Origin of the sequence: Clostridium polyendosporum (assembly GCF_018332455.1) — a bacterium.
In the GTDB taxonomy this organism is placed as follows: Bacteria; Bacillota; Clostridia; order Clostridiales; family Clostridiaceae; genus Clostridium_AY; species Clostridium_AY polyendosporum.
This window is the reverse complement of the sequence record NZ_BOPZ01000012.1, coordinates 59,933-79,023: the sequence shown is the minus strand read 5'-3', so window position 1 is coordinate 79,023 and position 19,091 is coordinate 59,933. Positions and strand designations below refer to the sequence as shown.

The 19,091-nt window shown below is 31.1% G+C and carries 17 protein-coding genes; 6 read left to right on the top strand and 11 right to left on the bottom strand.

All coding sequences use genetic code 11. From position 1 onward, the window contains the following. Window positions 1–26 precede the first annotated feature (26 nt). Window positions 27–845: a purine-nucleoside phosphorylase gene (locus tag CPJCM30710_RS08630; RefSeq protein ID WP_212903769.1), complete on the top strand. Its 819-nt coding sequence runs from the start codon at window positions 27–29 to the stop codon at window positions 843–845. Between the two features lie 84 nt (window positions 846–929). Here CPJCM30710_RS08630 and CPJCM30710_RS08625 read toward each other — a convergent pair whose 3' ends face one another. After that, window positions 930–2,006: a M24 family metallopeptidase gene (locus tag CPJCM30710_RS08625; RefSeq protein WP_212903768.1), complete on the bottom strand. Its 1,077-nt coding sequence runs from the start codon at window positions 2,004–2,006 to the stop codon at window positions 930–932. 232 nt (window positions 2,007–2,238) lie between these two features. On the opposite strand from CPJCM30710_RS08625, the gene CPJCM30710_RS08620 reads away from it, so the two are divergent. After that, a complete protein-coding gene (locus CPJCM30710_RS08620) occupies window positions 2,239–2,937 on the top strand; it encodes a metallophosphoesterase family protein (protein WP_212903767.1) in 699 nt (232 codons plus the stop codon). 25 nt (window positions 2,938–2,962) lie between these two features. Here CPJCM30710_RS08620 and CPJCM30710_RS08615 read toward each other — a convergent pair whose 3' ends face one another. Genes CPJCM30710_RS08615 through CPJCM30710_RS08600 form a run of 4 tightly spaced genes read right to left on the bottom strand, consistent with a single transcriptional unit; the run spans window position 2,963 to window position 6,124 of the window. Further along, complete coding sequence (locus CPJCM30710_RS08615) at window positions 2,963–3,415, bottom strand: hydrogenase maturation protease (protein WP_212903766.1); 453 nt, start codon at window positions 3,413–3,415, stop codon at window positions 2,963–2,965. A 53-nt stretch (window positions 3,416–3,468) separates the two neighbouring features. Beyond that, complete coding sequence (locus CPJCM30710_RS08610; protein WP_212903765.1) at window positions 3,469–4,890, bottom strand: nickel-dependent hydrogenase large subunit; 1,422 nt, start codon at window positions 4,888–4,890, stop codon at window positions 3,469–3,471. Window positions 4,891–4,904: 14 nt separating this feature from the next. Then, the gene (locus CPJCM30710_RS08605) at window positions 4,905–5,684 is read right to left on the bottom strand and encodes a hydrogenase small subunit (protein WP_212903764.1); all 780 of its coding nucleotides are present in this window, start codon (window positions 5,682–5,684) and stop codon (window positions 4,905–4,907) included. Then, window positions 5,681–6,124: a cytochrome b5 domain-containing protein gene (locus tag CPJCM30710_RS08600; protein WP_246503498.1), complete on the bottom strand. Its 444-nt coding sequence runs from the start codon at window positions 6,122–6,124 to the stop codon at window positions 5,681–5,683. The genes CPJCM30710_RS08605 and CPJCM30710_RS08600 overlap by 4 nt, the downstream gene beginning before the upstream one ends. A gap of 282 nt (window positions 6,125–6,406) precedes the next feature. Here CPJCM30710_RS08600 and asnS point away from each other — a divergent pair, with 282 nt between their 5' ends. Next, window positions 6,407–7,798 (top strand): asparagine--tRNA ligase, encoded by a 1,392-nt coding sequence (asnS, locus tag CPJCM30710_RS08595; protein WP_212903763.1) that lies wholly within the window; start codon window positions 6,407–6,409, stop codon window positions 7,796–7,798. A 94-nt stretch (window positions 7,799–7,892) separates the two neighbouring features. On the opposite strand, the gene CPJCM30710_RS08590 is transcribed toward asnS, so the two are convergent. After that, complete coding sequence (locus CPJCM30710_RS08590) at window positions 7,893–8,828, bottom strand: anti-sigma-I factor RsgI family protein (RefSeq protein ID WP_456064421.1); 936 nt, start codon at window positions 8,826–8,828, stop codon at window positions 7,893–7,895. Further along, window positions 8,828–9,502: a sigma factor gene (locus tag CPJCM30710_RS08585; protein ID WP_212903761.1), complete on the bottom strand. Its 675-nt coding sequence runs from the start codon at window positions 9,500–9,502 to the stop codon at window positions 8,828–8,830. Before CPJCM30710_RS08585 ends, CPJCM30710_RS08590 begins: the two co-directional genes overlap by 1 nt. A gap of 163 nt (window positions 9,503–9,665) precedes the next feature. Here CPJCM30710_RS08585 and CPJCM30710_RS08580 point away from each other — a divergent pair, with 163 nt between their 5' ends. Then, window positions 9,666–10,805, top strand: a complete 1,140-nt coding sequence (locus tag CPJCM30710_RS08580) for a DUF5667 domain-containing protein (protein WP_212903760.1) — start codon at window positions 9,666–9,668, stop codon at window positions 10,803–10,805. Between the two features lie 129 nt (window positions 10,806–10,934). Here the strand turns inward: CPJCM30710_RS08580 and CPJCM30710_RS08575 are convergent, their stop codons facing one another. Further along, window positions 10,935–12,410 carry a leucyl aminopeptidase gene (locus CPJCM30710_RS08575; RefSeq protein ID WP_212903759.1) on the bottom strand — a complete coding sequence of 492 codons (1,476 nt, stop codon included), beginning with the start codon at window positions 12,408–12,410 and terminating at the stop codon, window positions 10,935–10,937. 233 nt (window positions 12,411–12,643) lie between these two features. Between CPJCM30710_RS08575 and CPJCM30710_RS08570 the strand changes: the two genes are divergently transcribed. Continuing rightward, entirely contained in the window at window positions 12,644–13,561 is a 918-nt protein-coding gene (locus CPJCM30710_RS08570; protein WP_212903758.1) for an alpha/beta fold hydrolase, read from the top strand. A gap of 334 nt (window positions 13,562–13,895) precedes the next feature. Here CPJCM30710_RS08570 and nrdG read toward each other — a convergent pair whose 3' ends face one another. From nrdG to nrdD, 3 genes are all read right to left on the bottom strand, one after another. Beyond that, a complete protein-coding gene (gene nrdG, locus CPJCM30710_RS08565) occupies window positions 13,896–14,411 on the bottom strand; it encodes an anaerobic ribonucleoside-triphosphate reductase activating protein (protein WP_212903757.1) in 516 nt (171 codons plus the stop codon). A gap of 175 nt (window positions 14,412–14,586) precedes the next feature. Further along, window positions 14,587–15,216, bottom strand: coding sequence for a YidC/Oxa1 family membrane protein insertase (locus CPJCM30710_RS08560; protein WP_212903756.1), 630 nt, complete (start codon window positions 15,214–15,216; stop codon window positions 14,587–14,589). Between the two features lie 176 nt (window positions 15,217–15,392). Continuing rightward, window positions 15,393–17,513 carry an anaerobic ribonucleoside-triphosphate reductase gene (gene nrdD, locus CPJCM30710_RS08555; protein ID WP_212903755.1) on the bottom strand — a complete coding sequence of 707 codons (2,121 nt, stop codon included), beginning with the start codon at window positions 17,511–17,513 and terminating at the stop codon, window positions 15,393–15,395. A gap of 316 nt (window positions 17,514–17,829) precedes the next feature. Here nrdD and CPJCM30710_RS08550 point away from each other — a divergent pair, with 316 nt between their 5' ends. Beyond that, a complete protein-coding gene (locus CPJCM30710_RS08550; protein ID WP_212903754.1) occupies window positions 17,830–18,867 on the top strand; it encodes a DUF3048 domain-containing protein in 1,038 nt (345 codons plus the stop codon). The last annotated feature ends 224 nt before the right edge of the window (window positions 18,868–19,091 follow it).

The following is a 19,091-nucleotide window of genomic DNA, read 5'->3' as shown; positions in this document are numbered from 1 at the left end:
AACAAAAATTATTTGAGGTGAGTATAATGAACTTATCATTAAAAATCAAAACTGCTGCTGATTATATAACATCTAAGACAACATATAAACCAGAAATAGGACTAATATTAGGTTCTGGATTAGGAGCAATAGCGGATCAAATTGAACAGGCTGAATATTATTCATATAATTCTCTTCCTCACTTTCCCATTTCAACTGTTGAAGGACATGAAGGAAGATTAGTTATTGGTAACTTCCAAGGCAAACAAGTTGTAGCTATGCAAGGAAGATTTCATTATTATGAAGGTTATACAATGGAAGATGTTACTTTCCCTATAAGAGTAATGAAACTCTTAGGCGTTGAAAAACTCATAGTAACTAATGCCGCTGGTGCAGTAAATACTAACTTTATTCCAGGAGATCTTATGATTATAAATGATCATATAAACTTATCAGGAAACAATCCTCTTATAGGAAGAAATCTAGAGGAATTTGGTACTCGTTTTCCTGATATGTCTAATGCTTATGATAAACAACTAATAACAAAGGTTAAGGATATAGCGAAAAATCTTGGTATTGATATAAAAGAAGGTGTCTATACTATGTTTAGTGGTCCAACTTATGAAACTCCTGCTGAAATAAGAATGGTAAGAGTTCTAGGTGGAGATGCTGTTGGAATGTCCACTGTACCCGAAGTTATAATAGCAAATCACAGTGGTATGAAAGTTATAGGAGTATCCTGCATGACTAATATGGCAGCTGGTATATTAGAACAACCATTAAACCATGAAGAAGTTATGGAGACTTCAGTAAAAGTAAAAGAAAAATTTATAACTCTTATGGCCAACATAATAAGAAATATTTAATCAGTAAATATTGAAAGTTGACAATTGACACACTAAGTCAATTGTCATTTATCTTTATAAATTCTATATTAACATTAATTCTAGTTACTTAAATATTCTCAATTCTTTAGAATATTTATTAAGGACTTCACATCCATTCTCAGTTACAAGCACAAGATCTTCTATTCTTACTCCAACACTTCCTGGTAAATAAATTCCAGGTTCAATAGAGAATATCATCCCTGGTTGCACCGTTTCTTCATTTATTGAACTCACATCTCCAAAATCATGAACTTCTATACCTATAGAATGTCCTGTTCTATGAGTGAAGTACTTTCCATAATTATAACCCTCAATAACTGCTCTGGCTGCTCTATCTATATCACAAAATCTTGTTCCTGGCTTGATCTTACTGATTGCATTTAAATTCGCTTCATAAACAATATTGTAAACTCTTTCAGCTTCCTTAGAAGGTTCACCAAAAAAGAAGGTTCTTGTCATATCTGAGCAGTAGTATTTATTTCTACAGCCCATATCTATGATAATACTATCTCCATCTTTCACTAAAGAATTACCAGAGTCATGATGTGGATCTGCTGCATTAGCACCATAAGCTATTATAGGATAGAATGAAAAGCCCTGTGTTCCTTTACTTTCATATAAATCTCTTAAGATAGTACACATCTCTTTCTCACTTCTATTACTAGAAAATTCATTTACTATCTCCTCCATTACCTTATCATTAATAGAGGAAGCCTTTTTCATAAGTTTTATTTCCTCTGAATCCTTTATCATCCTGATTCTATCAATTATATAAGACCCATTAACAAAAACTGATACACCCTTTTTCTCCATTAATCTTATCAAAAAATGAGATGGCCAATTTTTATCTATTCCTAAAGGTTTTGAGTGATCCACGAATTCGCACAGTCTTTTTACTGGGTCCTCAGTATCGCTATACCTAATTAAATCAAAATCGAATTTTTCATTTATAGGAAAAAGCTCATTTATTATTAACTTCTTATCTCCACTTATATTTATGTAAAATGTAAGCATTCTCTCTCCAGGCTCAATCCACTTTCCTGTTAAGTAAAACACTGCTGATGGTGATGATATAAGCATTTGAGTTAACCCTTGTTTCTCCATCTCTGTTAGTACTCTTTCTAATCTATTTTCATTCACCCTTTTTCACTCCTTTATTTCAAATTTACTTTAATTATAAAAAACTGTAATAAACATTCATTAATTGTTTTATGTTAAATTACTTTTTGTTAAATAACCTTCAGACTCCATATCCTTTTAATTATACATATATAATAAAAAGTAAAAAAATATAATTAACGAAAAATTTCAAATACAAGTAGCCATTAAATGTTATAATAAATTTATATAATAATTTTTAGGAGGGAAGTTTATGAAAATAGCAGTAATATCTGATATTCACAGCAACGTCTATGCACTTATAAGAGTGCTTGAAGATATAGATAGTCAGAATGTTGACACCATTATCTGTCTTGGTGATCTCGTTGGTTATGGCCCACATCCAAATGAAGTTGTAGCTATGATAAAAAGAAGAAATATTATTTGTCTAAAAGGCAATTATGATGCCTCTGTAGTGGACAACGGTTTTACTTATATAAGAGATACAAATATTAATTCCTTCTCTCTTCCATGGACAGTTGAAGAACTTAGAGTTTCTAATAAATATTTTCTAGAAAATCTTCCTGAAAATCTTTCCTTAACAATAGAAGGAAAAAAAGTCCTTTTTGTGCATGGAAGTCCTCAAAAAATAAATGAATATTTATCAGAAGATAATAAAGAGATTGAAACAATAATGAAAAATCTAGATAGTGATGTACTAGTATGTGCTCATACTCATATCCCTTATGTTAAGCGATTTGGACACAAGCTTTTAATCAATGATGGTAGCGTTGGCAAACCTAAGATAGGAAGACCAAATGCCACCTATGTTATATTAGAAATAACTAAAGATCCAAACATAAAAACACAAATCAAAGAGATAAATTATGAATATAAGAGAACAGTAAAAGATGCTGAAATGAAAGGTTTTCCAACACCTCTAGTTCACTCTTATGAAACAGGAACCGAGTAGAAAAGTAGCATATAATGCTACTTTTCTATATTTTTTTACCTTCCTCATAATTTTTACATACTTCATATATTCTTTTACTTATAAAATGAAGTTTTTTGTTTATTTCAATGCTTAATTCATCATGAAAAGATATTTCTTTGATTTCTATTCCTATAAATATTCCTTTCATAGAGTGTTTCAAAATCCTCATCATTGATAAGAGATCAATGTCATGTTCAGATGCACAAATAAAGCTTATACCCTTGAAATTTTCAAGAGGAAAAGCATGTACTTCACCACCACTTACTCCTATATTCATTGCATCAACAACTATAACATCTTCATCTTTATCTATTAAAAATGCAGGTTCTATAGATACTCCTCCAAAGATAACTTCAAAGCCTAATTTTTTTAATGGTTCTTCTATAATTCTTAAAGCTTTAATTGCCACGCCATCATCTCTCATCAGAGTATTTCCTATAGCTATAATCTTGCTCATATTTCTCTCCTTATTAATATTTGTACAAGGCCAATAGAGATAAGTAGCTCTTTTTAAAATATAACCTCCATAATCTTTTCTTTATATTTAAATACGTGAGTAGCACAAGAAATACACGGATCAAAACTTCTAACTACCCGTCCTATCTCTATAGGATGATCTTCATTTTCTATATGAGTATTAATAAGTGCTCTTTCTACAATGCCCTTTTCTCCACCAGGTATTGATGGACCTAGATTCCATGTAGAAGGAGTTATTATATTATATTTATCGATAACACTATTTCTTATTGAAACATAGTGACAAAGTGCACCTCTCATAGTGTCTTTAAATGCAATACCTTCCCCTTTTTCTGGAACATCCTTACTTATAAAACTCTTTTCATTAATCTTTACTCTGTCAATAAGTTTCATCATTAGCTCGCAAACCTGTATAACTTCATTTGTTCTAGCTACTATTCTACCAATAACAGAAGACTTTCCTTGATAATATCCACCAAGCTTCATCCTAGCCAAGGGCCCTACTTCCATTGGCTGCTCTCTATATCTTGAAGCCTTTATAAAACTGTATCCTCCTTGTTTATTAATATCATCAATCCATGCTGTATCACTTAGGTTCATAACATCCTGATTCTGTCCCGGGTCTATTGCTCTAAACCAAGAACTTTTTATATTTTCATATATCATCGAAAAATCTATAGGCTCAATTTTACCATCAAGCATTACAGCAGGATCAACATAATTTAACTCCTTATTGCTATACCCATTTATCATTCCAAAGGTTAAAAAGTTTTCGCCTGTATATCCCTTATCATAGTAATCATCATAGTATTTACTAATCATAAATGTGTCCTCATACATTTTTTCTCTAGCAAAATTTAGAATATCCTGAAGTATTTCTTTAAATACTACTCTCTTGGGTTCAGTAAGTACTAGAGTAACTCCGCCTGGAAAGATTCCATGATTATGAGGAGCCTTACCACTTAGCATAGCTAAAAGGTCATGAGCTTTTCTTGAAATTTCTAGTGACTCAACATAATGAGAGAATATTTTATCAGCTATGGCTTTGGGTATCCTACTATCTGCAAGAGTTTCCCTAAAGCTCGGCATGCCCCAATCTCCACTAATATAATCAGGCAAAACAAAAAGATAAAAATGCCTAGTATGACTTTGTATCAAATCACACCCATGCACCAAATCTCTAATGGCTTTTGAATTCTCACTTTCTTCAATCTGAATTGCCTTTTCTACAGCTAAAGTAGATACATAAGAATGAGCAGTTGAACAAATCCCGCATATTCTCTCAGTTATATAAGTTGCATCTTTAGGAGGTCTTCCTTTCAACATCATTTCAAAGCCACGAAACATATTTCCCGTACTTCTTGCATCAATTATCTTATGATTTTCTATTTCAACCTCTATGCTCAACAATCCGCTTATTCTAGTAATTGGATTAATAATTATTTTTTTACTCACTAAGTTTCACCTACCTATCTTTCAAAGGGCTCCATGCCATCTGGAAAGTACTTATTTGTACAGCCTACACAGTTGGTGTTTACTCCTATCGGCCAATTCTTTTGATCATTCCATTTCTCTACTGGACAATCTGCTCTTGTAACAGGCCCTCTACAACCTAATCTAAAAAGGCACCCTGGTTCACCTAAGCCTTTAGCAAATCTCTTTTCCTCGAAATCACCTCTTCTAGGACATCTATCATGAATAGTTCTTCCATAATACATAAGAGGTTTTCCTTCCTCATCAAGCATTATCCTATTACCATTAACTAACTGAAGAATTGTTCCTGAGAGCCATCTTGGATTACATGGACATCCAGGTACCCGTATCACCTGCTTTTCTCCTAAAAATTCCTTAACAGAAATACATTGTGTTGGATTAGGTCTAGCAGCAGATACGCCGCCATAACAAGCACAAACCCCTACTGATATAATATACTTTGCTTTCTGTGCAGCTAATTCAACGGCTTTGTTAGCTGTAATTCTCTCTCCCTTATAGTTAGCTATAACGTTATAATATCCATCACTCTTAAGACTTATGGCACCCTCTACTATTAAGATAAACTCGGTATTTAATGTATTTAAAAATCTTTCCCAGGCTACTTCTCCTTCTTCTCCCGTTACTGCATTATCATAGGTTATGTTTATTACATTTTCTAGAAGATACCTTATTGAAGGTTCTACTGAATTTAAGAATGAAATTATATTCCCAGAACATCCATCTGCCTCAAGCCATATCACATTAATTTTCTTCATTGCTTTAAAACTCCTACTACTTTAAGCTTGCTTAACGCTGGACTATTGGTGTGACATGAATTATATGCATCAGACAAATCCTTACCAGCATAAAGACCAAAATGTGTTCCTCCACCCCAACTTTTTTGATCTGTTACATCATAAACTGTACCATTAATCGCTACATAGGCAGGATTGTCTCCTTTACCATCGAATTTAGCAAGTTCTTCTAACGTAAATTCCCTTCTATCTGACTCCACCCTTTCATCATCACTTTTTTTAATAATAACCTTATCGTTACCTGGTAAATTTTTAATCATTTCTACTTGCAAAAGCACCTTTTTCAACATCCTAAGTATATAGTCAAAATTTTTACTTTTGTGACTTATCCATAGCATCCCCTTTAAATAATTTATTTGGCAATACTTTTCCGCTAAAAGTTCCTCTTTTAACTTACACATAAATACCTCTTATTTATTTAATACACTATATAATTTTATGATGTACTAATTGCATTTATTAAAAATTAATTATATAATATTACTAATAACACTAAAATAATCCAGTTGAAAGATTACATTTTCTAATGTATCAATTGAATTATAATACGAAGTACACACCTTTCGTCTCATAAAGATGAAAGGATTTTTTGCTTTAATGTATTAAACACTTCCATAAAGTTATTTAATAGTAATTTAAAGTTATTTTATGTCTATAATATAAAAAGAAAGTGAGGTTATATTATGGAAAAAGTTTCAATCAAATCACTATATAGAAATACTGATGAATATATAGGAAAGAAAGTTAAATTTTCTGCATGGTTAAGAACTTTAAGAGCTTCAAATGCTTTTGGATTTATTGAGGTTAATGATGGTTCTTTCTTTAAAAACCTTCAAGTAGTATTCGATACAAAACTTGAAAACTTTAAAGAAATTTCAAAACTTCCAATATCCTCATCAATTTCTGTTGTTGGTACCTTAATGGCTACACCAGACGCCAAACAACCATTTGAAATTCAAGCAGATGAAATTATAGTTGAAGGTATGTCATCATCAGATTACCCACTTCAAAAGAAAAGACATACATTTGAATATTTAAGAAGTATTGCTCACTTAAGGCCAAGAAGCAATGCCTTCTCAGCAGTATTTAGAATTCGTTCAGTAGCTGCCTATGCAATACATAAGTTTTTCAATGAGAGAAACTTTGTGTATGTTCATACACCAATAATAACTGGCAGTGATTGCGAAGGTGCTGGAGAAATGTTTAGAGTTACAACTCTAGACTTAAGCAATATCGCCAAAACAGAAAAAGGCGATATAGACTTTAAGAAAGACTTTTTTGGGAAAGAATCTAATCTAACAGTTTCAGGTCAATTAAACGGTGAGTGTTTTGCCCTTGCATTTAGAAACATTTATACCTTTGGTCCAACCTTCCGAGCTGAAAATTCAAATACAGCCAGACATGCAGCGGAGTTTTGGATGATAGAGCCTGAGATTGCTTTTGCTGATCTTCAAGATGATATGGAACTTGCAGAAGATATGCTTAAGTATGTAATAAAGTACGTTATGGATGAATGTCCGGAAGAGTTAGAATTCTTTAATCAATTTATAGATAAGGGTCTTCTTGAAAGACTAAATCATATTATAACATCAGACTTTGGGAGAATAACTTATACAGAAGCTGTTGACCTACTTAAAAAGTCAGGCCATCAATTCGAATATTCTGTAGAATGGGGAATTGATCTTCAAACTGAACATGAAAGATACTTAACAGAAGAAATATTTAAGAAACCAGTATTTGTTATAAACTATCCAAAAGACATAAAGGCATTCTACATGAGATTAAATGAAGATGGTAAGACAGTATCAGCTATGGATTGCCTAGTTCCAGGAGTTGGAGAAATCATAGGTGGTAGTCAAAGAGAAGAACGATTAGCTGTTTTAGAAAAAAGAATGGCTGAGCTCGGCTTAAATAAAGAAAACTACTGGTGGTACCTAGAACTTAGAAAGTACGGTGAAACTATTCACTCTGGTTTTGGTCTAGGTTTTGAAAGATTAATAATGTATATCACTGGAATGTCAAACATCAGAGACGTTATACCATTTCCAAGAACTACTGGTCAATCTGAATTCTAATAAACTGGGGACGTACTGTCCCCATCACCTTATTTACTGCTATTTTACAAAGTAAGATCTAACTAAAAGCGAGTAAGTCTATTCCTATTCATTTTTACTTTTTCTTTATTGTATTATTTTCTTTTTCAGAACTATTTGATTGCTCATTGCTCCCTTGAGTATCCTGTAAATTATGTTTATAATTACCATCAGTCTTTTCTATTCCCGTATCTTTTAATTGTTGTTTTGAATTACCTTTTATTTCTTTTTCATTACTAGATGAACTAGAACTCTTGATTTTATTATCTTGGCTATTTTTACTATAATTCACATCCTTATTAGTGTCTTGGTCTTGTGAGATACTATGCTTGTTACTATTATTAACTTCCCGTCCATTATTACCTTTATTATCTATAGATTTATTCGATTTATTTTCACTTAAATTTTTTTCTTCATTATTTTTACTATTACTCTTTTCCTCATTAATTACTTCACTCTGTTGACTTTTTATTTTATTATTTTCATTATAAGAGTTGATATCAATGATCTTTAATCCTTTTTCTTCTATAATTTTTTTAAGGTTGTCAATATTTAACTTTCCATTTATTGAATTAATAGATATCTGATGCTGACCTCCTAAAATATTCTCCTTTGAAACTTGTTCTAAAATCATATTAACAGCTTTCTCAATATCTCTGTTATTTAAGGCTATTTTAGAAAGAACCTTCCTACCATTATCATTAAGAGGAGATGCTTCTATAACTCTATCCCATCTATTAAGTTCCAGTTTTATATTAGAACTTGCATAAATCTCTAACGCCTTAACTGGGGTATAATAATCTTTTGCTCCCAAAGTAAAAATAAGTACAAAAGAGGCTACTGCTGCAATTATTCTCTTGTTTATAGTACTTTTCACCAGAACCTTTCCTTCATATTCTCTTCCCCTGACTGGCAATTCTTTTCCTACCTTAACCATAGTAAATTCTCCTGCCGAAGTCATAAGAAGAACCTTTTTCCCTTTAACCTCCATTACTATTCCTCTCCTGATCATTACTTCTCACCTCTTTGCCTAATACTTAAATAAGATTTTAAATAGAGATACTCTTTATTTGAAAGTACTATAATAAGAGCAATTAGATACTTTCTCCACTTTTCAATAAGCTTTTTGCTCTTATTTGTACCGCTACTTATTTTACTTATTGGAAGCCTTTTATTTTTTTTTAATGTAATTAATACTTCCTGATCCCTTATGCAATAAATCGCTATATTAAGAAGTTCCTCTCTTGTATCTTTATGAGAAGGCGATGCCTCCACAAGCTGAAAAAAGTCAATCCCATACTCTGAAAGTTCCTTCTTAAAAAGACCTATTTCTTCCTCACGATTTTGCCCTTCTAAAGTTTTTTCATATTGGGAAATTGAAAGTGTATTATCTATGTAATCATAATTTTCTTCTTCTTCAAAAGAAAGTAGTGGAACTTTTTTAGAACTCCTAAAAAAATCAATAAGAGCATTTTTAATCACTGCTCTAGAATACGAAAAGAAATTCCCCTTTTTTTCACTGAATGTATCACAAGCTTTATTGAATGCCTGAAGAGCAACACTTATTTCTTCATCGTTTCTATGATCCAACTTTCTTTTACAGATAGTATTTGTAGTTTTATATATAAACTCAAGATTATCTTCTATAAATAAGTTTTTATCATTTATCTTTAAATTTTCCTTCATTCCCCTCACCTTTCTTTCCAAGGCTTCATTATATATATACGATTATACAATGAATTTTCATAGGTAAAAAAATATCTTTTTACCCCCCCTTAAAATTATACTGTAAATCCGTAAATATTAGTGAAAAACATATTGGTAAGAACCGTGGAGGAGGACATTAAACATGAAGAAAAAAATGCTTTTAAACTTAGCTATACTATTATCTATTTCTTTTTCAACAACTGCTTTTGCAGCAGAGGAAGGAACATATAAATCAAATGCTGGTATAACTCCAGACGGTATATTCTATAAGTTAGATATTACTGCAGAAAATTTCAAACTAAAACTTATGAATTCAGGAGATAATAAAATTCAATATTTACTTAAAATACAAGAAGAAAGATTAGGAGAAATTGAACAATTAGTTGAAAAAAACAAAGTTGTTCTTGCTGATAAGCCGATAACAATTCTTGAAGATGCTTCGAATAAACTATCTGCTGAAGTAGATAAACTTACTGAAAATGAAAACATAACTGATATTGATACTGATATTGAAAAAGTAGTTACTGAGGATACTGCTATAACTGAAAAGACTGATTCTGAAATCGAAAAGATAACCACTAAAGTTGATGACTTTAATAAAAACTCATTAGAGGTTTTAAATAAAGTTAAGGATAAACTTCCTGAACAATCTTTTGAAAAAATAACTCAAGTTATTGAAATGCAACAAGCAAAAAAAGAAGCTGTAAAGGAAATGGTGGAAAGTAGACATGCACTTAACACAGCTAAGAAAGAATTAATTGAAGCGAAGAAAGCTTTGAAAGAGGCTGAAAAAAGCGGAAACAAAGAAGAAATTGAAAAAGCTCAAGGGACCTTACAAGATGCTCTAAAACAGTATGATGAAAAAAAGAACGTTTGGAATATTGCTAAAGAAAATAAAAAAGAAGTTATTATGAAAAATAAGATTGGTAAAGGACATATGAAAACTACTGATGAGTCTAAAGATGATAAATCTAAGACTGATGAAGATAAGACCGAAGTTTCTTCATCAAATACATCTGTAGATAATGATGCGGATGTAAATAATACTGCTACGAACTCTTTTACTACTGAAGTTACACAAAAAGAAGAAAAGAAGGAATCACCTTCATCACTTAGAAACCAAAATAATAATAGTCAAGCATCTATTAAAAAGGTAGAAGAAAAGCAAGAAACTAAAGTTGAAACTTCTAAGATTGAAGAAGAAAAAGTTAAAAGTAATAGTGCATCTTCAAAGTCACAAGAAAATAGAGGAAACGGTAAAGAATCTGAGAAAAAAAATTAATATAAATTCTCCTATTTCTTAAGAATCAATAAAAGACAGCTTGTTTGTATAAGCTGTCTTTTGCTTTTATTTGCTACCATTTAAAAAAGTAAAATTTAACTGAAGATATAGATATCAGTCCTAATTTTATTAACATCTATTCTTTGCTAATTCATAAAATGTTCTAACTCCAGCACCGGTTCCACCCTTAGGGCAGTAGTCTGTTGGTGAATCTGTCCACGAAGTGCCTGCTATATCAAGATGAAGCCATGGTTTGTTTTGGACAAATTCTCCTATAAAAAGACCTGCTGTTATTGTTCCTGCATGTCTTCCACCTACATTCTTAAGATCAGCAATATGTGATTTTAACATTTTTTTATAATCTGGGAAAGTTGGTAGTTGCCATATCTTTTCTCCTGAAATCTTAGATGCATCTTCAAGCTCCTTATAAAATTCTTGATTATTTGTTACTACTGCAGTAGTTGTTGTACCAAGAGCTACAAGAGCAGCTCCAGTTAATGTCGCTACATCTATAACCTCTGATACCTTTTCCTTTTCAATGATATAGTGAACAGCATCAATTAAAGTAAGTCTTCCCTCTGCATCAGTATTTAATATTTCTATACTTTTACCTGCCATTGAGCTTATTACATCTCCTGGTTTATATGCATTTCCTGATATTAAATTTTCACAAGCAGCAACAACTGCTATAATATTTATTTTAAGTTTTCTTTTAGCAATAGCACTCATGGCACCTATAACTGCAGCAGCTCCACCCATATCTGATTTCATTGTCACCATACTTTCATTGGGTTTTAATGAATATCCACCAGAATCATAAGTTACTCCTTTACCAACAAAGCCTAAAACCTTCTCTTTATTTGATTGATCTCCAAAGTATCTCATTATTATAAACCTTGGCTCATTATTTGATCCTCTCGCTACACAAAGAAATGCATTCATTTTAAGGTCTTCTATCTTACTCTTATCAAAAACCTCAACCTCAAATCCACCTTCATTCCCAGCTTTAACAGCCTCTTGAGCTAAGGTTTCTGGATAAATAACATTAGCTGGCTCATTTACAAGATTTCTTGCTAGCTCAGTTGCTTCAACTAAATCCTTTGCTTCTTCTATTATTTCATCAACTTCCTTAGCCCTTAAATCATCTATATCAGGACTTCCTAGTGAAAACTCTAATACTGCCTCACTCTTATTATCTGATTTATATTTATCAAACTTGTACGCAGCAAGCCCCATACCTTCTACCATAGCCTTTACTATTTCCTTTAATGTAAGTACTTCAGTTGGTATAATTCTTACAAAAATTTTTTTACTTTTTAGTTCTATTGCTTTCTTTACTGCTTTACCTAATGCTCTTCTTATTTTTTCACTGTCAACTTCGGCCTCTTTACCTAATCCTACAACAATAAAATCTTGAGTTATCCCATTTATTGTCCTAAAAAAACTTGCTATCTCTCCATTGGCCCCCTTGAATGATCCCTTATTATTAAAATATTGAACTATTGAATTCACTTCATTATTTGGTGTTTGCAGCCTATCTTCAAAAAGACAGGTTATTGCTATATCTCCACCAGTACAAGCAAATTTTTTAAATCCTATATTCATAAACTCACTCCTCTATTTTATATACCTTTATTTTTTCTGTTAAACGTAATAATTATAATTTATAATTATTATTATTTAACAATAATATACCATAATGAAGTAAAAACTTCTAATTATTATAAAACTATTATTATACTAGCTTATAAAAAAATATATATTTTTTACTATAATTAAATAATTCATAAGACATTGGGGCATTAATTAATTGTATCGTGTTATAAGGAGTAAAATTTATGAAAAAATTTCTTAAGACTATACTAGGTATTCTTGCAACTTTTGTTGTGTTAATTTTAATAATTAATATCGTTGTTACAAAGAGAGTAGAACTTTCATATAATGATGAACCCGAAAACCAAATTGCCATTAATAATACAAATATTCATTACAGAGCTACAGGAAATGAACTTCTTCCTCCTTTACTTCTAATTCACGGCTATCAAACTTCCTCTGAAATTTTTAGTGAAATACTTCCCTCTTTGTCTGAAAAGTACAGAGTTATTGCTATTGATTTGATAGGATTCGGGCTTTCTGATAAATCACCGAATCTTGATTATTCAGATGAGAATATAGCAAATTTATGTAATAAATTTATGAAACGTCTGGGGTATGATAAGTATTACGTACTTGGTCATTCAGCTGGTGGAGAAGTCGCTTTAAGCATTAGTACGCTTTTTCCCGAAAAAGTACAGAAACTAGTATTAGTTGATATAGTAGAATTTTCTTGTAAACAATATCTTGGTATACCTCCTAGTTTTTTTGCAAATATTTCTCCACTTCTCCTAAAGGAAGCTTCCGTGAACTATCTTGGACAGCTTATATTTTATAGCCAATGCTTTTTTAATAAAGACTATATAGATTTTGATTTCTTTGAAAAAAACTTGTATTATAATAGAAAAATTTCTAAAGAAACTCTTTCAGCAATTAGCAAAATCTACTGTAGTGAAATGGGAAAAGAACATGCCATTAATGTTAAATCTAAAACCTTAATCCTGTGGGGTGTTAATGATAAGATAGCAACCTTAGATAATGGATATAAACTTAATGATCAAATTAAAGATAGTTCTCTAGTAATTTTTCAAAATTGTGGCCATATTCCCTTTATCGAAGCAAGAGATTCGTTCCTTAGTGCATTATTTAAATTTTTAGGGTAATGTCCTCTAAGTTTTAGCTAGGTTTTTTATGAAATAAAATTCAACAGCTACCAAACAGTTGGATTTTAGTCTAATCTCACTTTGTGAATTAGTATCAATTAGTATCAATTAAATGGAGTAAAAAAAGCCTGCCTCTTTTGTGGCAGGCTTTTTTTACATATTAAATTATAGATACACAACTTCATAACTAAACTTATAATTCCTGAAAAAGCATTGCATGTCGAGGCTATTATGCTGCCATTTCACAAGGTGAAATCTGGTTCAAATTTAATAGGATCGATGCCTATTAAATTTTATTTAACAGGAATTATTTAAAGATTGAAGTTGTTTATCTTTAATAAGAGAGTGTTACTACTTTTCCTACTTCTAAACTCTTTTTAACATCTATAATTCGTTGATTAGAAGATCCTCTAAACTTTAATGTTTCATCCTTTTTATCCATTTCAAAGCGACCATCAACCAAAATATCAATATTTTCTATTAGGTTCTTCCATTCTCTTTTCTCATTTAAGTGATTTATTATGTATTCAAAGGTATATCCTGTATAACACCATATATTAAGTCCTATGTCTTTAAATTTTTTTGCCATATATGCAAATTCTTCTGCTTGCTCTAGGGGGTCTCCTCCACTAAAGGTTATTCCACTTATCATTGAATTTTTCTTAACATCTTCTATAAGTACATCCATGCTTCTTAACTCTCCCCCCTCAAAACTGTGGGTTTCAGGATTAAAGCACTGAGGGCAATTATGCTTACATCCCTGTGAAAAGAAGACCCTTCTTATACCTGGTCCATTGACAAGGCTTTCGTGCAATATTCCTGATAATCTTATTAGCTTATCGTTATTCATGTAATCACCTTTTTCTCTTATTGTATATTTGTATTTTACCATAAAAAGAAAAATACTTTCTTATCTTATTTTTTATAATCAGTATACCCTGACTTTAAATGTTTCAATATAAATGATATAGAAACTAAGAAGGAGCAGTTCACACTACTCCTTTTTAATTTAAGAATTGAAACTTTTATTTTTTTAAATATAACCTAAATACAACTTCTTCAACCAAAGAAAAAAAACCTGTTGTTATAAAATATATTCCCACTGCTATAGGGGTTTTAAAAGTTATTAATATGCTGAATATACTAGTAAATATAAGATTTGCTTTTGAAACCTTGGCTTGAAAACTAGTCTTGAAGAATGGTATGTACGATAATAAGTAAGGACTTAATATTATGAGTGTATATATTACTGGAACAATTAGATAGCTGTCTATCATCTTTATACTTGTAACCCACGGAATAATTAACGTACTTTCTTGTACAGGCATCTTAAGAATAACATTGTATAAAGCAAGGACTATAGGTATCTGCAGCAAACCTACAGAGTTCACTAACATCCCCTTAATGTTTTGTTTATAAAGTTTTTGCATTTCAGTCTCTAACTTCCCTTTATTATTTTTATATATTTTTCTTATTTCTTCCATACTTTTATATAGGTCTTGATTCTTTTCAATGTTAACTTTTTGTTTTATTGATAATGGTAAAAGAATAACTCTTATAAATACAGTTAAGAAAGTAATAGCTATTCCCCAGTCACCTGAAATAGTAAAAAAGAAACTTAATAAATTATCTAATATATTAGAAATGATGTTCATCTTTATATCTCCTTATACTTGAAATAAATAATTATATATTAACCATTTTGATTCTTGCTCTTTTCTCTAATATTTATACAATTAATTCTATATTATATTCATCTAAGCTTAGTTTACTTTGTAAAAATTAAGCACAAAAAAATTGCGACCAAATAGCCGCAATCTTTTCTAAGTTATTATTTTTCTACGTAATAACTATGCTTATGTTCCTCAGTATGAGTTGTTCTATCTTTTCTTTCTTGATACTTTCCTGGACCGAATCTTTCATCTAAACTTAAGTATCCAGTTACTCTTGAAACTCCTTGAATATCGTGACTTCCACAACTTGTGCATTTGCTTTCACCGTTATTTAAATAAGTTCCGCAATTCTTACAATATCTAATGTGGAAGTTAATTCCTAGGTAACTTATATTAGTATTTTTATATGCATAATTAAGAATATTCATTACTGCTTCAGTATCTGGCGTTCCATCTACTTCAAGGTAGCTTATATGACCACCATTACATAACTTATGATATGGTGCCTCAATATCAATTTTATCTTTAATTGATATATGATAACCAACTGGAACATGATAGCTATTTGTATAATATTCTTTATCTGTGACGCCCTTAATAATTCCAAATATCTTCTTATCTTGTTTTATAAACTTACCACTTAACCCTTCTGCTGGTGTTGCATAGCAACTCCAGTTAAGGTGCGTTTCTTCCTTAAGTCTATCAGTATAATCTCTAATATAAGAAACTATTCTAATTCCAAGCTCTCTTGAAGCTTCATCTTCTCCATGATGCTTTCCAGTTAAAGCTAGAAGAGTTTCGGCAAGTCCTATAAATCCTACAACCCAAGTTCCTTGTATTAAGATTGGTTCTATAGAATCATCTGGACGTAATCCCTCTGAACCTTTCATAAGTCCCTGACCTGCAACAAATGGAAGATCCTTAACTCTTAAGTTCTTAAGAACTGAGTATCTATGCATTAATGATTGTTTTGCAAGTTCTAATCTATTTTGTAATATATCAAAGAATTTATCTACATTACCTTTTGCAAGTATACCTATCCTTGGTAGATTGATTGTAGTTGGTGCAATATTCCCTCTACCCTTGCATCCGTGATCTCCATTTATATTATTCATCAAATAGGTTCTACACCCCATTGTAGCTGGCATGTATCCCATATCATAATATTCCTTATTAAAATCTGCATCTATATTCATGAAAGTTGGATTCATTCTCTTAGCTGCAACCCTACATGCAAGCTCAAATAAATAGAAATATGGATCTCCTGGCTCCCTATTTACTCCTTGCTTAACTCTGAAGATTATATTCGGGAATATTGGTTGTTCTCCCTTTCCAAGACCCCTTTCGTATTCCAGTAAGAATACTTCACAAACAAGCGCTGCATCTTTGCTATATGGTATGCCTAAATTAACAGAAGAAAATGGAACTTGAGATCCAGCACGTGAATGCATAGTATTTAGGTTATATACCACACCCTGCATAGCTTGATGTACTCTCTCCTTAAGCTTCTTTTCAACAAGCTGATTTAACTTTTCTCCATCAATTCCATATTCAACAAGCTCTTTTCTTATTTCTTCTCTTGTTGGGTCTACAAATATAGACATATCATTATCGAAGTCTGGATGTGATTGTCCACCGAACATATCATTTTGAGTTGATTGAAGTAGTATACATGAAAGTTCTGCCGCTGTTTCTATTCTCTTTGGATTATTTATAGTTCCGTAACCTGTATTAAACCCATTCTCTAGTATCTCTTTTGTTGGTATATGCAAACAATTTGTTGTCAAATTGTAACTATCTAAATCATGATAATAAACATCACCATTCTCATGAGCTTTTGCTAAATGCTTAGGCATAGAAGCTAGATTATGCCACTTATTTGACTCTGAAGCTATTCTAAGTAGTTTTGAGGAGAAGTTATTTCCTACATTAGCATTATCCCGATCTGTCTCAATACCTATTTTCCCTATAGCTTTCATAAGGTCAGATTTAATCTCTCTAACTCTCGTTCTTTCGTGTCTATAATGAGAATATGCACTAGCTATATCCTTAAAACCATTATCATTAAGCGCCTTCTCAACAAGATTTTGTATTTCTTCTACGGTAACTTTATCCTTGCCTGACATTTCTATATAATTAATCACCTTTTGCATAGTGTCAATAACTTGACTTTCTTTTAAACTTTTACCAATCTCCTCTGCGGCACCCTTAATAGCCATACTTATCTTAACGGCATTAAACGAAACCTCTCTACCATCGCGTTTCACAACATCTAGCATATCTATTCCCCCCATTGCACTATATATTGTACTGACATATTATACTTCACTAATATTTTATAGGCAATTTTAATTTGAACTCTTTTTGTATACTATTTTACTTTAAGTCTTTCATACTTCATTTTCTTAGCTTTTTTATATCATTTTTGATATTGACATTGGGAAAATTTACAACAATTGGGAACAAATCTAATTGTCATTTACTTAAAAGAATTTTTATAATATTAATAATTATTTTTGTATATATTTACTGTATAGAAATTTAGTAAAATTATTATAAAGATATATAAATTAAATTTTATAGGAGGTAAGTTTTTTGAAAAAAAAATTAGTATTCCTTTTTATTGTTTGCTGTTTAACATTAATTAGTTGCGGCATACCTATTAAACCAAAAGAAGATACTACAACTAAGAAAGAAGAACTTCCCACTCTTAATGTCACTAATAATATTCAAAATGAGCAATCTCAGGTTAATTCGTCACTTTATACAGGAGAACAATTATCTAAAGAAGAGATGACCAATCTGCCTTTTATGGCTATAATAGAAAATTCATCCTCAGCACGTCCTCAAAGTGGACTTAGTGAAGCAGACTTAGTTTATGAAACCATGGCAGAAGGTGGAATCCCCAGATTTTTTGCCCTTTTTCAAAAAAATAGTCCTCAAAAGATCGGTCCTATTAGAAGTATACGCCCCTATTTTATCTCCATAGCACAAGAGTATTCTCTGCCTTTTGCACACTGTGGTGGAAGCAATGAAGCATTAAACTCCATAAAAGACAATACTTCTATAAAAAGTATAAATGAAATAGTAAATAGTTCTTACTTTTGGAGAGATACCAAAAGAAAAGCTCCACATAACCTTTATACATCTTCTGATAAGATAAGAAAATTTATATTAGATAAGAATTTACAATCAAACGGAGCGTCATTCTTACGTTTTGATGATAAATTCTGGGACAACCCACCTCTCCAAACTGCTAATGAAGTTTCTTTAAAATTAAATATTAGTTATACTACTTCTTATATTTATAAAAATAATAAATATATAAAAAATATGGATGGAAAAGAATCTTTTGATGCTAATAACAACACTCCACTTGCTTTTACAAATATAGTTGTACAAAAAACACCTGTGAAGCTCCAAGAAGATAAACTGCACTTAGATATTACTCTTGTAGGAAGTGGAGATGGATATATCTTCTCAAAAGGTAAAGTAAAAAAAATAAAATGGAATAAAAAAAGTGCAGAATCCCCTACAGAAATTATTGATGAACAAGGTAATAAGCTTTCCTTGGCAAAAGGTAACACCATCTGGCACATAATAGATAAAAATATAGAACCTTCATTCAAATAGCTATAAAAATCCAAACTCGGAATACTTATCCTTGAAGCAGTTACCTATTGTAACTGCTTTTTACTTTATAAGTACTTATATTACATATGTATAATTATAACTTGAAATAGATTGCATCTATAGTAAAGATAACTAAGACAAATAAGAACAACTTAATACAACAATGAATAAAACTTTTCCACAGGTAGAAAATACTAATAGTAACTTTATTAAGATGAGGTGAC

Coding starts and splice junctions, on each gene's coding strand:
- CPJCM30710_RS08630 (WP_212903769.1), top strand. CDS start 27: ATGAACTTATCATTAAAAATCAAAACTGCTGCTGATTATATAACATCT.
- CPJCM30710_RS08620 (WP_212903767.1), top strand. CDS start 2,239: ATGAAAATAGCAGTAATATCTGATATTCACAGCAACGTCTATGCACTT.
- CPJCM30710_RS08615 (WP_212903766.1), bottom strand. CDS start 3,415: ATGAGCAAGATTATAGCTATAGGAAATACTCTGATGAGAGATGATGGC.
- CPJCM30710_RS08605 (WP_212903764.1), bottom strand. CDS start 5,684: ATGAAGAAAATTAATGTGATATGGCTTGAGGCAGATGGATGTTCTGGG.
- CPJCM30710_RS08600 (WP_246503498.1), bottom strand. CDS start 6,124: ATGTGTAAGTTAAAAGAGGAACTTTTAGCGGAAAAGTATTGCCAAATA.
- asnS (WP_212903763.1), top strand. CDS start 6,407: ATGGAAAAAGTTTCAATCAAATCACTATATAGAAATACTGATGAATAT.
- CPJCM30710_RS08590 (WP_456064421.1), bottom strand. CDS start 8,828: ATGATCAGGAGAGGAATAGTAATGGAGGTTAAAGGGAAAAAGGTTCTT.
- CPJCM30710_RS08585 (WP_212903761.1), bottom strand. CDS start 9,502: ATGAAGGAAAATTTAAAGATAAATGATAAAAACTTATTTATAGAAGAT.
- CPJCM30710_RS08580 (WP_212903760.1), top strand. CDS start 9,666: ATGAAGAAAAAAATGCTTTTAAACTTAGCTATACTATTATCTATTTCT.
- CPJCM30710_RS08575 (WP_212903759.1), bottom strand. CDS start 12,410: ATGAATATAGGATTTAAAAAATTTGCTTGTACTGGTGGAGATATAGCA.
- CPJCM30710_RS08570 (WP_212903758.1), top strand. CDS start 12,644: ATGAAAAAATTTCTTAAGACTATACTAGGTATTCTTGCAACTTTTGTT.
- nrdG (WP_212903757.1), bottom strand. CDS start 14,411: ATGAATAACGATAAGCTAATAAGATTATCAGGAATATTGCACGAAAGC.
- CPJCM30710_RS08560 (WP_212903756.1), bottom strand. CDS start 15,216: ATGAACATCATTTCTAATATATTAGATAATTTATTAAGTTTCTTTTTT.
- nrdD (WP_212903755.1), bottom strand. CDS start 17,513: ATGCTAGATGTTGTGAAACGCGATGGTAGAGAGGTTTCGTTTAATGCC.